Below are 14873 nucleotides of genomic sequence, written 5' to 3'. Positions count from 1 at the left end.
GTTGGAAGAAAAAAAGAAGAAAAATATTGGATTCAATATTATTAAGAGTGATCCGACTGACGGACATGGAGGCTTTGGCTCGGGGTCGTTAAGTTTGGATAATGTTTCGCCTGTCATCATTGACGTGGAGGCGGGGGAGGCATCGATTGAAGTGGGTGCGTTGCATGCCCGCAGCCCAGTGGAAAAGGGTATTAAATTCCTGCCCAATAAGGAAGATGTGCCAAATGGAAAGCCGTATTGGCTGATTTGGGTGACGATTGACCGCAAAGAGGACGGTCCTTATTATGCAGGTGTGACGGCTTGTGAAATGACGGTAGATCGAGAAATTCGCAGGGGTTATAAATCCTTGCCGGAACATGTGAACCGCATGGATAAGTCGATTAAACGCCATATTATGGTTGATCATATGGATGACAAATCGAAGAAAATTCTAAGTGATTTTCTGAAAAATCACGATGCTGGCATGTGGGAACGGTCTCTACAACAACTGAAGGATGATTTGCAAGAAAATTAAAATAATCTTTTTGATTTATGACGAAATTGTGACAGATTACTGACTAAAATTTCTAACTACTTGCCCAAATCTAATAAAAAATAGTACACTATTTAACAGTGTGAATGCACTGTATAGAACTAGGACACGAAAAACCTCGGGCCTTTTGGCACGAGGTTTTTCACTTTTTTTGTCGGTTTTTTGGAAATATTGATTTAGATTGATCTGACGGAAGCCATGGATGGCGGCGCAAAACAGGGAAAGATTTAATAACGCCCTTTGATGATGTTTTTTTCCATATAAAGGTCCTCTAACCGTCATTGTACCTTGTTTTTTTCATAGGAAGGGGGTTAAGACCCCCTCTAATCGCCCTTGTGCTTGTTTTTTTCATAGGAAGGTAGTTAAGACCCCCTTTATATCGCCCTTGTACCTTGCTTTTTCCATAGGAAGGGCGACATGGCCTCCAAATGCCGACCCCAAATCCGAAGAAGGTTTCCTTCTTTTTACCAATTAAACAATCGCTTATACCAAGGCTTCTTCTCAGGCTGCTCTTTTACACCTGGTTTCTCCTCTTGATATAACAAGTGAGCTGTACAATATTCGGTCGGCTCTGTGCCTTTAGCGAAATACGTTAAACGTTTAACAGGGCATTCATCAGTGGCTAATTTGCCGTTTTCCGGATTCACATAGACGCCGACTGTTCCTTTTACCGGTTTAAAGCCTTTGACTGGCAACCCCTGATGCGCCTCCTCCATAAAACGAATCCAGATATTTTTTGCATATGATTTATCTGCTGTTTTATGAATCGTTTTTCCCTTGTCAAAGCCGGTCCAAACGGCGGAAACAAGCTGCGGTGAGTAGCCGATCATCCAGCTATCGGTATCCGTTGAGCCTGATTTCCCAGCGTAGGACCGAGTCATATCATTGATAACGGACCGCCCCGTGACACTTGTGTACCCGTTCAGCTTCGGGTCAAAAATGCCCGTCATCATTTGGGTCATCACATAAGCTAAATCAGATCGCAATATAGGAAGGGCTTCTTTTTCCTGCTCATAAATGATTTCTCCCTTATGATTTTCGACCCTTGTGATTAAGACAGGTGCCACTTTTTTTCCACCGTTCGCAAATATACTATAGGCATTTGCCATTTCGATTATCCGAACACCAGATGTGCCTAGCGCTAGGGAAGGGACTTTGTTCATTGTTGTAGAAATTCCAAATTTCTGAGCTGTGTTTACGAGTGTATCGATTCCTAAGAAAAGATGAGTCTTAACAGCATAAATATTATCTGAAAGGGCTAGTGCCTGAGCCATGGTGATATCGCCATCCGCATATTGGCTGTTAAAGTTTTTCGGTGTATAGTCGGGTCTTTCGTCATCGAATCGGAAAGTGGTTGGCTCACTTCGCATTGGAGAGGAAGGAGTAAACCCATTTTCCAAGGCAGCGTAATAGAGCAGTGGCTTCATAGTTGAACCCGGCTGGCGAATGGCCTGAACGGCGCGGTTAAAAGGACTTTCCGCATAATCCCTTCCTCCAACCATCGCTTTGACATGCCCGTTTTTCGGATTCATCGAAACCATTCCAACCTGGATTTCAGAATCCTTTGAGATTAATTGATCCACTGTCTGTTCTACGATTTCCTGCTGCTTCATATCCAAGGTGGTGTAAACCTTTAATCCCCCTAATTCAATGATCCGGTCATCCAGTTTTAGCTCTGTTTTCAATGCTTGGCGAACCGCATCCTGAAAGTAAGGAGCTGTTTTAGCTTTTGTATGGAGATGCTTCCCAACTAAGGTCAACGGTTCTTGCAAAGCAGCTTCAGCTGTCTTTTTATCAATATAGTCATTTTCGACCATCGTGTTTAAAATGATCTTTTGCCGATTTTTAGCATTTTCGATTGATACGAGTGGGGAATAGATACCAGCGCCCTTTGGAATTCCGGCTAAAATGGAAGCTTCCCCAAGAGTTAATTCTCCGGCATGCTTCCCAAAATAGAACTGGCTTGCCGCTTCTGTTCCGTAGGCCCCATGGCCATAATAAATAGTATTTAAGTAGCCTTCAAGAATCTCTTTCTTCGAATAGTTCATTTCAAGCCGAATCGTATAGAAGGCTTCCTTCAATTTACGCTTCCATGTTTTTTCATGTTCAAGAAATAGGTTTCGGGCATACTGCTGGCTAATGGTGCTCGCACCTTGTACCTTGGCCATTGCTTTAACATCAGCAATGATGGCTCCTGCAATTCTCTTATAATCAAACCCATGATGGGAGTAAAATTTGCGATCCTCAATCGAAACGGTGGCTTTCACTAAGTATGGGCTAATGTCTGAAAGCTCTACCCAATACCGCTTTTGGCCATTATGACTTTCCCCGATCACGGTTCCATTATCAGAGTAGAATAAGGTTGACTGCGGAACAGCTAGAGGCGGAGGCCCAAGAACCTTAGCATAAAGCAAAATGCCAGCCATGATGATAGCAGCCAGGATAAAACCAATTAAGCTAAAAATAAAGATGGCGCGTAAAACCTTACCAGCTTTTTTGAAACGTTGATTCGTCATAATCTCCATCGTGAAAACCACCACCTCTCCAAAGTGTTTACTAGCTTTTATAAATTTCTAATTTGGGAAAAATTCCATCTCTCAATAGTATTGAAACAAACCTTTCGTTTTAAACATTTCTCTTAAGCAAAATTCAATTTTTTCTTGCTTTTTTGCTAGATTCATCTATACTTTTCCTCATGTTTGTAATTATTCAGATTGGGAAGTATAAAAAAGAATTGTTATCGACAGTAAATAATCGATTTTTTTACGGAAGGAATGGTTAGATAAATGGGACTTTGGTTTACTGAAAAACAAACAGAGAATTTTGGCATTACAATGAAGGTTAAGCAGACTTTACATACAGAACAGACAGATTTTCAAATGCTTGAAATGGTGGAAACAGAAGAATGGGGCAATATGCTTTTACTAGACGGCATGGTTATGACTTCTGTGAAAGATGAATTTGTTTATCATGAAATGGTTGCTCATGTGCCGTTGTTTACACATCCGAACCCTGAAAATGTTTTAGTTGTTGGCGGCGGGGACGGCGGAGTGATTCGCGAAGTTCTCAAGCATCCGAGTGTGAAAAAGGCAACGCTTGTTGATATTGATGGAAAAGTCATCGAGTATTCTAAAAAATACCTACCGGAAATCGCAGGCAAACTAGACGATCCGCGTGTGGATGTTCAAGTTGGCGATGGTTTCATGCACATTGCAGAAAGCGAAAATGAATACGATGTGATTATGGTTGACTCCACTGAGCCTGTTGGTCCAGCTGTGAATCTTTTTACAAAAGGCTTCTATGCAGGGATTTCCAAAGCATTAAAGGAAGACGGAATTTTTGTCGCGCAATCAGACAACCCTTGGTTTAAAGCCGATTTAATTCGCAATGTTCAAAAGGACGTTAAGGAAATTTTCCCGATTACACGTCTTTATGTGGCGAACATCCCAACGTATCCAAGCGGATTATGGGCGTTCACCATCGGTTCTAAAAAGTATGATCCACTAGAGGTTAGCGAAGACCGCTTCCATGAAATCGACACAAAATATTATACAAAAGAGCTTCATCAGGCTGCTTTTGTATTGCCGAAATTTGTGAAGGATTTAGTAGAGTAAATTTTTTGTACCAAAATATATGCGTGTTAATGGGCAGTAAAATATCGATTGGCTGATAAACTGTTTTTTAGATAAAAAAGCACATTTGATTTAGCCATAATTCAAAGCACGATCAAGGGGCTAGAGACCCCAAATTTAATACGAACGAGGGATGACAGTGGTGCGTTTTGATGAAGCATACTCTGGCAATGTATTTATAAAAAGCCATCCGAATTACGAGGAAAGTAAAGCGGTCATTTACGGAATGCCGATGGACTGGACCGTCAGCTACCGTCCGGGCTCCCGTTTTGGTCCTGCGCGTATTCGTGAGGTGTCTATTGGGCTTGAGGAATATAGCCCTTATTTAGACCGTGAATTAGAAGAAGTGAAGTATTATGATGCCGGCGATATTCCGCTGCCATTCGGAAATCCGCAGAAAAGCTTGGATTTAATCGAGGAATTTATTGACCAGCTTTTAGCAGAAGGTAAATTTCCGATTGGCATGGGCGGTGAGCATTTAGTTTCATGGCCGGTTTTTAAGGCAATGTATAAAAAATATCCGGATATGGCGATTATTCACATGGATGCACATACGGATTTGCGTGAGAATTACGAAGGGGAGCCATTATCCCACTCGACACCTATCCGCAAAGCCTGTGATCTAATCGGGCCTCAAAATATTTTTTCCTTTGGTATCCGTTCTGGAATGAAGGAAGAATTCAAATGGGCAAAAGAAGTCGGCATGCACATTTCGAAATTTGATGTGTTAGAGCCGTTAAAAGAAATTCTGCCAAAGCTTGCGGGACGTCCCGTATATGTAACGATCGATATTGATGTGCTTGACCCTGCTCATGCTCCAGGAACTGGCACTGTGGACGCAGGTGGCATTACATCGAAGGAGCTTCTGGCTTCCATTCATGAAATTGCCCGCTCCAATGTAAAAGTAGTTGGCTGCGATCTTGTAGAGGTTGCACCTATATACGACCCATCTGAGCAAACAGCTAACACGGCGAGCAAGCTCATTCGCGAAATGATTTTGGGCTGGGTGAAATAAGAAAAAGCGGAAAGCACTGAGCTTATCTTTTTAAAAAGCGATGACGGAGACATGGGTCTCCGTTTTTTCCATTTTTAAAATAGGCTATAGTAAGCCTTATATAAGGAAAAGTAGAACCTTTCGCTAAAGTCTACTATAATGTTACGAAAAGGATGTGTGGCCGTTGTCTACTAGACCAGCGGAGCAAATGCCTGTTAAAATTAAAGTAAAGACAGACATTCGAGATGGGCACAGCAAAGATACTTTTGAACTCATCGCATTTGGTCGATACTATATAAAGGAAAATGCCCGGTTTCTTCAATATGAGGAAGCGATGGAAGAAGGAATGGCCAAAACAATCATCAAGGTATCCGATAAAGAAGGTCTTATTATGCGAAGCGGCGCTGTGAGAATGAGGCTCCCTTTTATCATGAATAAAAAGCTTAAGGGAAGCTATCATACACCTTATGGCGTGTTTGAGATTGAAACGATGACAAAAAGGCTGGATCACCAGTTTAACGAACAAAACGGGACCGGCTCTATCGACCTTTTATATGAATTGAAAATGCAAGGCGCTAGTTCAGGTACATACCATTTGTCGATTACATTCGAAGAGGAGGAAGAAAGTTGAACAGTGTAGAGCAAATGCAAAACAAACTGAAAGAAGAAATTAAAGCGGCTGTGATCAAAGCGAATCTAGCAACTGAAGAACAAATGCCAAACGTTATTTTGGAAACGCCGAAGGAAAAGGCGCATGGGGATTATTCCACGAATATGGCGATGCAGCTTGCACGCGTAGCGAAAAAGGCGCCGAAAATGATTGCCGAGGCGCTGATTGCGAATTTTGATAAATCGAGAGCCTCCATTGAAAAAATGGAGATTGCGGGCCCAGGGTTTATTAATTTTTACATGGACAATAGCTATTTAACGAATTTAATTCCAGCTGTTCTTGAAGCAGGCGATCAGTACGGAGAAACAAATGTTGGAGCGAATCAAAAAGTTCAGGTTGAGTTTGTATCCGCCAATCCGACTGGGGACCTTCACCTTGGCCATGCTCGTGGTGCGGCTGTAGGGGATTCTCTATCCAATATTTTAGCTAAGGCTGGCTATGATGTTTCCCGCGAATACTATATTAATGACGCAGGCAACCAGATTAATAATCTTGCGTATTCAGTGGAAGCACGTTACTTCCAAGCACTAGGATTGGAAAAAGAAATGCCTGCAGACGGCTACCACGGCGAGGATATTATTGGGATTGGGAAAAAGCTTGCTGAGGAATTCGGCGACAAATATGTTCATGTGGATGAAAAAGAGCGCTTTGACTTCTTCCGTGAATATGGATTAAAGGTTGAAATGGCGAAGCTAAAGACTGACCTAGAGGAATTCCGTGTGCCGTTTGATGTGTGGTATTCTGAAACATCTTTATATCATAATGGAAAAATTGATACGGCTTTACAAGCATTGAAGGACAATGGCCATATTTTTGAGGAAGAGGGGGCAACCTGGTTCCGCTCTACAACTTTTGGCGATGATAAAGACCGCGTTTTGATCAAAAATGACGGTTCCTATACGTACTTAACACCAGATATTGCGTACCACAAGGATAAGCTGGAGCGAGGCTTTGAAAAGCTGATTAATATTTGGGGTGCTGACCATCACGGCTATATTCCGCGTATGAAAGCAGCTATTCAAGCATTAGGCTACGACCATGATACACTTGAAGTAGAAGTTATTCAGCTCGTTCATTTATATAAAAACGGCGAAAAAATGAAAATGAGCAAACGGACAGGAAAAGCGGTAACGATGCGTGATCTAGTGGAAGAGGTAGGATTGGATGCAACTCGCTATTTCTTTGCGATGAGAAGTGCGGACACGCATATGGACTTTGACCTGGATTTAGCCGTTTCCGAGTCTAATGAAAATCCTGTTTATTATGCGCAATATGCGCATGCACGGATTTGCAGTATTTTACGACAAGGCGAGGAGCAGGGATTATCTGTGAGCCGCTCTGCCGACTTCTCCTTAATTTCGGCTGAAAAGGAAATAGACGTTTTGAAGAAGCTGGGCGAATTCCCGCAAGCAGTAGGGGAAGCCGCACAAAAACGATTGCCGCATCGAATCACCAATTATATTTTCGAATTGGCATCGGCGTTCCACAGCTTCTACAATGCTGAAAAAGTATTAGATACCGACCATCCAGAACGGACGCAAGCACGACTTGCATTAATCAAAGCAGTTAAAACTACATTGAAAAATGCCCTTGCCCTAATCGGAGTTTCGGCTCCGGAGAAAATGTAAAAAGATTGCTGGCATGTAAAAGAGAGGCAGAGCCCCATCGAGCGGGCCCTCCCTCCTAATTACGTGCCAGCTTTTTTGTTTTTTTCCAAAACTTTCACGAATTCAAGAAAAACAGGAACTAAAGGATATTACAAAAACAATATAATCAAGTGCGCCGCCCATTCCTTAAATGACCGGATGGGGTTAAACTGGTTTAGTTTTGCGAGCGTCATTCGTTCGGATTGGCGAATATCTGCTTGAATAACATGCCGCACCTTCTGAATAAAGTCATAATCATAGATATAACAATTAATTTCGTAGTTTAAAAAAAAGCTCCGAAAATCAAAATTTGTCGTGCCAATATCACAAATATTATCATCGATAATAAGAGTTTTAGCATGGTAAAAGCCATTTTTAAATTCGTAAACAACCGCACCCTGCCTAATTAATTTTCTAAAAAAATAATACGAAGCTTCCTTTACAAGAGGATGGTCCGATGTCTTTGGGACAAGAACGGTAAGGCTGACACCTCTTGAGAGGGCATTAGACAATTCATGAAGCAGTTTTTGGCTGGGAATAAAATAAGGTGTTCCAATGGTAATATTCGTTTCTGCCTTCCGAATTAGCGTTGTATAAGTATCCTCCAGAAACGCACCTTTAGAGGGAATTAATTGATGTCTGCACGGTCCCTGAGGGAGTGTAGGAAAATAGTTTGGATGATCTAGCAAATCCTCTTTGCTATCATGACGCCAATCAGTCAAAAACTCCTTTTGCAGCCCGTTTACACCTTCACCCTCAATCTTCAAATGATAGTCTCGCCATGGACTCAGTTTAGGATCTAAATCGATGTACTCCTTGCCAATATTGAAACCGCCGATATAACCAATTTTCCCGTCAATGACTGTAATTTTTCTATGATTGCGGGCCTGCAGCGTATAGAACAGGAAAGGAAACTTAGGACGCTGGGAAAAAGAAAACTGAATACCCTCACTCTCTAAAGACTGGATCGTTTTTTTATCAATCAGATGGCTCCCAAGCCAGTCCAGAAGGAGGCGGACCTCAACTCCTTCCCGAGCTTTTTGCTTCAGGATATTTAAGAATTCTGTACTAATTTGATCGTCCTTAACAATATAAAATAATATATGAATGTGAAGCTTTGCTTTTTTTATTTCCGAAAAAAGATCCTCGAATAATGCCGGTCCTTCTGTAAAAATATCCAGGCTGCTATTCCAAAAGGGATACTCCTTCTTTGTCTGTTTGCTTAATTGATTTCTTCGTCCAAAATAAAAATCAAGTGTCAGCCAAAGAGCAAACAAAAGAACGATGATAAATAGAATGGAGGTTACTTTCATTACTTTCTCCTCCTCGTGATTTGTATCCAATTATTATCTCCAGTCCAATCATTTATATGATTTTTTTCAAAGCAAGCGGTCAATCGGAAATAAATTTTAAAATAAAATGTGTTGACTGAATGCTCACTCATAATATAATAGAGACAAGGAATAATTTCTGAAAATTGTATCGTGTTTAAAATTTTTGAATTATATGCTGGACAATCCATTTTAAGAGGGGAGAGCTAACGATAATGACAGGATTGTTGTGGGTGAATCTAATTGGATTTCTCCTTGTAACCGCTTACGCAGTAAGTTTATTTGTGTATGTTGTTAAAACGAGAATTGAATATATCAAACTCGGAAAGAAGGTAGAGTTTGATAACAATGTTAAGGAACGTCTAGGTAAAATTTGGGTTAATGTCTTTGGCCAAAAGAAGCTGTTGAAGGATAAGAAAAGTGGAATCATACACGTCATGTTTTTCTACGGGTTTATTCTAGTCCAATTTGGCGCCATTGATTTCATCATTAAAGGAATCAAACCAGGTGCGCATTTGCCTCTTGGACCTCTCTATTCAGGATTTACGTTTTTCCAGGAGCTTGTTACCTTAATGATTCTGATTGCTGTGATTTGGGCCTTCTATCGCAGATATGTGGAAAAGCTTGTCCGCTTAAAAAGAGGCTTTAAATCAGGTCTAGTGCTTATTTTTATCGGTGGATTAATGCTTTCTGTTTTACTTGGAAATGGAATGAGCATGATCTGGCACGGACATGAAGCGGCATGGACTGAGCCAGTTGCATCTCTCATTGCGGGAGCCTTCTCATGGATGGGAGAAACCGCTTCGATTGTTGTATTTTATATCGCTTGGTGGATTCATTTAATTTTCTTATTAGCGTTCCTTGTTTATGTGCCGCAATCCAAGCATGCGCACTTAATCGCAGGACCTGCCAACGTCTATTTCAACCGTCTTGAGAAGCCGGGTAAATTAACAAAAATTGATTTCGAAGATGAAACACAGGAAAGCTTTGGGGTCGGCAAAATTGAAGATTTCAATCAGCTGCAAATGATTGACTTCTATGCTTGTGTGGAATGTGGGCGCTGTACGAATATGTGTCCGGCAACGGGAACGGGCAAAATGCTGTCACCAATGGATTTAATTCTAAAGCTTCGTGATCATTTAACGAATCATGGGGCAGCCGTTACTTCCAAACAGCCGTGGGTGCCAACCTTTGCTTTCTCGAATACAATGGGCAATCAGATTGCCTTAGCTGGCGCGGGAAAAGCAGTTGAGGAAGCAGCTGCTGGATTAGCATACAGCCCAAGCCTAATTGGTGATGTTATTACAGAAGAAGAGATCTGGGCTTGTACGACTTGCCGTAACTGTGAGGATCAATGTCCGGTTATGAATGAGCATGTCGATAAAATTATCGACCTTCGCCGTTATCTTGTTTTAACAGAAGGGAAGCTAGATGCTGATGCACAGCGCGCTATGACGAACATTGAGCGTCAAGGAAATCCATGGGGATTAAACCGCAAAGAGAAGGAAAACTGGCGAGAAGCCCGCGAGGATGTTCATGTACCAACTGTGAAAGAAATGAATAAAGCTGGGGAAGAGTTCGAGTACCTTTTCTGGGTAGGATCAATGGGTTCATTTGACAACCGCAGCCAAAAGATTGCTCTTTCTTTTGCAAAATTAATGAATGAAGCTGGCGTGAAGTTTGCCATTCTTGGAAACAAGGAGAAGAACTCTGGAGATACACCGAGACGTCTTGGAAATGAGTTCTTATTCCAGGAGCTAGCGACTAAAAATATAGAGGAATTTGAAAAGGCTGAAGTGAAGAAAATCGTTACAATCGACCCGCATGCCTATAATATTTTCAAAAATGAATACCCTGATTTCGGGCTGCAGGCAGAGGTTTTCCATCATACGGAAATCCTTGCGAAGCTTGTTGAGGAAGGAAAGTTGAAGCCGCAATATCCTGTAAATGAAACGATTACCTTCCATGATTCTTGTTATTTAGGACGCTATAACGAGGTTTATGATCCGCCGCGTGAAATTTTGAAATCCATTCCAGGTGTGAAGCTTGTGGAAATGGAAAGAAACCGCGAAACCGGCATGTGCTGTGGAGCGGGAGGCGGCTTAATGTGGATGGAGGAAGAAACCGGCCACCGCATTAACGTATCTCGTACAGAACAAGCATTAGCCGTCAATCCATCCGTCATCAGCTCAGGCTGTCCATACTGCCTAACGATGCTATCGGACGGAACGAAGGCGAAGGAAGTGGAAGAAACCGTTCATACGTACGATGTAGCAGAAATTCTTGAAAAATCCGTCATCGGGGAGAAGCAATCTTTAGTTTCTTAATAAAATGATTAGTTCAGCTCCAGTTGGAAGATATTTCCGAAAATTGGAGCTGAACTATAAGAATTTTTCGTAAAGTATTTCAATTTTAACTATTTTTAAAGTAAAATAGAATTATAGATAAAGCGCTTACAATATAGGAGTTATTTTTTTTGATGGACATTGAGCGAGCGTTCAGTCGTATGGCTTGATCGCTATGAATCAATTGGGCAGGAAGGTTTGAAAAAAATAAGTAAAACAAAGGAGAGATTCTGATGGGAAGAACCGTAATTTTAGGTGGAGCAAGAACGCCATTTGGTAAGTTTGCTGGGGGATTAAGCAGCTTTTCGGCTTCAGACCTTGGCGGTTTTGCTGTAAAAGAGGCTTTAGCTCGTGCTGGTGTCAAACCGGAGGAAGTCGGTGAAGTCATTCTCGGAACGGTACTGCAAGGTGGGCAAGGCCAAATTCCTTCCCGTCAGGCTGCAAGAAAAGCAGGGATTCCGTGGAATGTGAAAACAGAAACCGTTAATAAGGTTTGTGCTTCGGGCATGCGTAGTGTCACATTAGGGGATCAAATCATCCGCCTCGGTGATGAAGAGGTAATCGTGGCTGGTGGAATGGAATCAATGAGCCAAGCTCCTTATTTTCTGCCAACAGCTCGTTGGGGATTACGCATGGGGGATGCACAAGTTAAGGATTTAATGACACATGATGGATTAAGCTGCAGTTTCACAGGGGTTCATATGGGGACGTACGGAAACGAAACGGCGGAAGAAATGGACATTAGCCGGGAAGAGCAAGACCGCTGGGCTCTCAGAAGTCATGAATTGGCCATTGCTGCAATGGAAGCTGGAAGGCTAGCGGAGGAAATTGTTCCAGTCTCGGTGCCGCAAAGAAAAGGAGAACCCATTATGATTTCCGAGGATGAGTCTCCTCGAAAGGATACTTCCATTGATAAATTGGCGAAGCTTCGCCCGGCATTCGGTCCAGAGGGCACGATTACTGCCGGCAATGCGCCTGGTGTGAATGATGGAGCGGCTGCATTAATCCTAATGAGCGAGGAAAGAGCTGTTCGTGAAGGAAGAAAGCCTGCAGCGGTTATTCTCGGTCACACTGCCATTGCGGTGGAGGCGAAGGATTTTCCAAAAACACCAGGGCTTGTGATCAACGAGCTTTTGAAAAAGACTAGGAATTCCGTTGAGCAGATTGATCTTTTTGAAATTAATGAGGCATTTGCAGCTGTCGCGCTATCAAGCGGAAAAATTGCCAGTCTTGACGAAAATAAGGTCAATGTAAATGGCGGTGCGGTCGCGTTAGGGCATCCAATCGGTGCGAGTGGAGCGAGAATTATCCTGACATTAATGCATGAATTAAAACGTCGAGGCGGCGGAATCGGCATCGCAGCGATTTGCAGCGGCGGCGGCCAAGGCGATGCCATCATGATTGAAGTTCCGAAAAACTAAATGAACGGCTAAATTCGTTATTTGTCGGCCCATGTTAAATTTATCAGCCAATTTAGCCTATTTATCAGCCAAATCAAATTTAACACCCCAATAATCATCAGCCAATATATACATTCAACCGAACGGAGGAGCAAAAATGAACGTACAAAAAATCATGGTAATCGGAGCGGGTCAAATGGGCTCAGGGATTGCCCAGGTTTGTGCACAAGCTGGCTACAGCGTGCTTTTAAATGACCTAAAACAGGAATTTGTTGATCGCGGTCTAGGTGTGATCAGAAAGAACCTTTCCCGTCAGGTTGAAAAAGAACGGATGACGGCCGAGCAAATGGAAGAAATATTAAACAACCTCACGCCATCTACGGATCTGCAGGATGCCAAAGCTGTTGACCTCATTATCGAGGCTGCTGTGGAAAATATGGAGGTCAAAACGAAAATATTCAGCCAGCTGGATGACATTGCGCCTGCACACGCCATCCTCGCAAGTAATACGTCATCCTTGCCAATCACAGAAATTGCAGCTGCCACAAAGCGGCCGGAAAAAGTGATTGGCATGCACTTTATGAATCCGGTTCCGGTTATGAAGCTAGTAGAAATCATTCGTGGTCTTGCAACAGCAGATGACGTCTACCAAACAATTGAAGACATTACGAAAACGCTCAAAAAGGTACCAGTTGAAGTCAATGACTTTCCGGGATTTGTGTCAAATCGAGTGCTGATGCCGATGATAAACGAAGCCATTTTTACCCTATATGAAGGGGTTGCTTCTAAGGAAGCCATCGATGAAGTAATGAAGCTTGGTATGAATCATCCGATGGGGCCGCTTACTTTGGCGGATTTTATTGGACTTGATACTTGTCTATATATTATGGAAACGCTTCATGAGGGCTTTGGTGACGATAAGTACCGCCCATGCCCGCTGTTAAGAAAATATGTGAAGGCCGGCTGGCTGGGACGTAAAACAGGCAGAGGCTTTTATACGTACGAATAGGCATTTCCTTAAATAAAAATCACCCGATAGGAATAACGGAGGGCTGCAAATGAACCTGAGATTTACAGAAGAGCAGGAAATGATGAGAAAAATGGTGCGAGACTTTGCCCAATCCGAAATAGCACCTTTTATTGAAAAAATGGAGCAAGGCGAGTTTCCACGTGAAATTCTAAGAAAAATGGGGGAGCTCGGCCTAATGGGAATTCCCATTCCGGAACAGTATGGCGGTGCGGAAATGGATTTTACCTCCTACATCATTGCCATCAATGAGCTATCAAAGGTGAGTGCAACGATTGGCGTTATCCTTTCCGTCCATACCTCTGTAGGGACCAATCCAATCCTTTATTTCGGTACAGAGGAACAAAAGAAAAAGTATATTCCGAAGCTTGCCTCAGGCGAATATCTTGGCGCCTTCTGCTTAACAGAGCCGAGTGCCGGATCTGACGCGGGAAGCCTGAAGTCAAAGGCTGTTAAAAAAGGTGACCATTATGTGATCAACGGATCCAAGGTTTTTATCACAAACGGCGGGGAAGCGGATGTTTATATCGTATTCGCCTTAACTAATCCTGAGCTCGGAAGCAGAGGGATTTCCGCTTTTATCGTTGAAAAAGATACGCCGGGTCTTGTGATCGGAAAAGACGAGAAAAAGATGGGCTTGCATGGCTCCAGAACGCTTCAGCTAAGCTTTGAGGATATGAGAGTTCCGGCTGAGAATCTACTTGGGGAGGAAGGACATGGCTTTAAGATTGCCTTGGCTAATCTGGAGGTAGGCCGAATCGGTATTGCCGCCCAGGCGCTTGGAATTGCAGAAGCGGCTCTTGAAGCGGCGGCGGAATACGCGAAAGAGCGTGTCCAATTCGGAAAGCCGATTGCTGCTCAGCAGGGGATCGGATTCAAGTTGGCAGATATGGCTACGGCTGTTGAAGCATCGAAGCTCTTAATCTATCGTGCAGCTGATCTTCGCCAAAGAGGAATCAAATGTGGAATGGAAGCCTCCATGGCAAAGCTGTTTGCTTCCAAAACAGCTGTCGAAGTAACAACAGAGGCCATCCAAGTATTTGGGGGCTATGGCTATACAGAGGATTATCCAGTTGAACGATACTTCCGTGATGCGAAAATCACCGAAATCTACGAGGGTACGAGCGAAATTCAGAGATTGGTTATCAGTAAACATCTTTAGTAGCGAACTCACTTTAAACACTAATTATGACGGTCTCCATGTGCGTATTTCCAAAGGAACTCATACAAAACGCTCGTCATGACCGCTTCATAGTGAGTGTTTTGAAAGGAACTCATCCAAAACGCTCGTCATGA

The 14873-nt window shown here is 42.7% G+C and carries 11 protein-coding genes; 9 read left to right on the top strand and 2 right to left on the bottom strand.

Annotation, left to right across the window (positions count from 1 at the left end; genetic code table 11):
• Nucleotide 1 precedes the first annotated feature (1 nt).
• Entirely contained in the window at nucleotides 2–514 is a 513-nt protein-coding gene (locus tag V7164_RS07505; protein ID WP_335344687.1) for a YwhD family protein, read from the top strand.
• Nucleotides 515–996: 482 nt separating this feature from the next.
• Here the strand turns inward: V7164_RS07505 and V7164_RS07500 are convergent, their stop codons facing one another.
• Entirely contained in the window at nucleotides 997–3057 is a 2061-nt protein-coding gene (locus tag V7164_RS07500; RefSeq protein ID WP_335353790.1) for a transglycosylase domain-containing protein, read from the bottom strand.
• 261 nt (nucleotides 3058–3318) lie between these two features.
• Between V7164_RS07500 and speE the strand changes: the two genes are divergently transcribed.
• The 4 genes from speE to argS all read left to right on the top strand — a co-directional run bounded on the left by speE (nucleotide 3319) and on the right by argS (nucleotide 7456).
• Nucleotides 3319–4146 carry a spermidine synthase gene (gene speE, locus V7164_RS07495; protein ID WP_335353789.1) on the top strand — a complete coding sequence of 276 codons (828 nt, stop codon included), beginning with the start codon at nucleotides 3319–3321 and terminating at the stop codon, nucleotides 4144–4146.
• A gap of 160 nt (nucleotides 4147–4306) precedes the next feature.
• The gene (speB, locus tag V7164_RS07490) at nucleotides 4307–5179 is read left to right on the top strand and encodes an agmatinase (protein WP_335353808.1); all 873 of its coding nucleotides are present in this window, start codon (nucleotides 4307–4309) and stop codon (nucleotides 5177–5179) included.
• 163 nt (nucleotides 5180–5342) lie between these two features.
• Entirely contained in the window at nucleotides 5343–5789 is a 447-nt protein-coding gene (locus tag V7164_RS07485) for a DUF1934 domain-containing protein (protein WP_335353788.1), read from the top strand.
• Complete coding sequence (argS, locus tag V7164_RS07480) at nucleotides 5786–7456, top strand: arginine--tRNA ligase (RefSeq protein ID WP_335344683.1); 1671 nt, start codon at nucleotides 5786–5788, stop codon at nucleotides 7454–7456. Before V7164_RS07485 ends, argS begins: the two co-directional genes overlap by 4 nt.
• Nucleotides 7457–7584: 128 nt before the next feature.
• On the opposite strand, the gene cls is transcribed toward argS, so the two are convergent.
• Nucleotides 7585–8787, bottom strand: coding sequence for a cardiolipin synthase (gene cls, locus V7164_RS07475; RefSeq protein WP_335344682.1), 1203 nt, complete (start codon nucleotides 8785–8787; stop codon nucleotides 7585–7587).
• A 233-nt stretch (nucleotides 8788–9020) separates the two neighbouring features.
• On the opposite strand from cls, the gene V7164_RS07470 reads away from it, so the two are divergent.
• The 4 genes from V7164_RS07470 (at nucleotide 9021) to V7164_RS07455 (ending at nucleotide 14739) form a co-directional block, all read left to right on the top strand.
• Entirely contained in the window at nucleotides 9021–11132 is a 2112-nt protein-coding gene (locus tag V7164_RS07470; protein ID WP_335353787.1) for a (Fe-S)-binding protein, read from the top strand.
• A 251-nt stretch (nucleotides 11133–11383) separates the two neighbouring features.
• Complete coding sequence (locus tag V7164_RS07465) at nucleotides 11384–12571, top strand: acetyl-CoA C-acetyltransferase (protein ID WP_335353786.1); 1188 nt, start codon at nucleotides 11384–11386, stop codon at nucleotides 12569–12571.
• Nucleotides 12572–12707: 136 nt separating this feature from the next.
• Nucleotides 12708–13559: a 3-hydroxybutyryl-CoA dehydrogenase gene (locus V7164_RS07460; RefSeq protein ID WP_335348247.1), complete on the top strand. Its 852-nt coding sequence runs from the start codon at nucleotides 12708–12710 to the stop codon at nucleotides 13557–13559.
• Nucleotides 13560–13608: 49 nt separating this feature from the next.
• Entirely contained in the window at nucleotides 13609–14739 is a 1131-nt protein-coding gene (locus V7164_RS07455) for an acyl-CoA dehydrogenase (protein WP_335348248.1), read from the top strand.
• The last annotated feature ends 134 nt before the right edge of the window (nucleotides 14740–14873 follow it).

The organism is Bacillus sp. JJ1474 (assembly GCF_036965225.1).
Classification (GTDB): Bacteria; Bacillota; Bacilli; order Bacillales; family Cytobacillaceae; genus Cytobacillus.
Note: the sequence above shows the minus strand (reverse complement) of the source record. Positions and strands in the feature narration are given on the sequence as shown.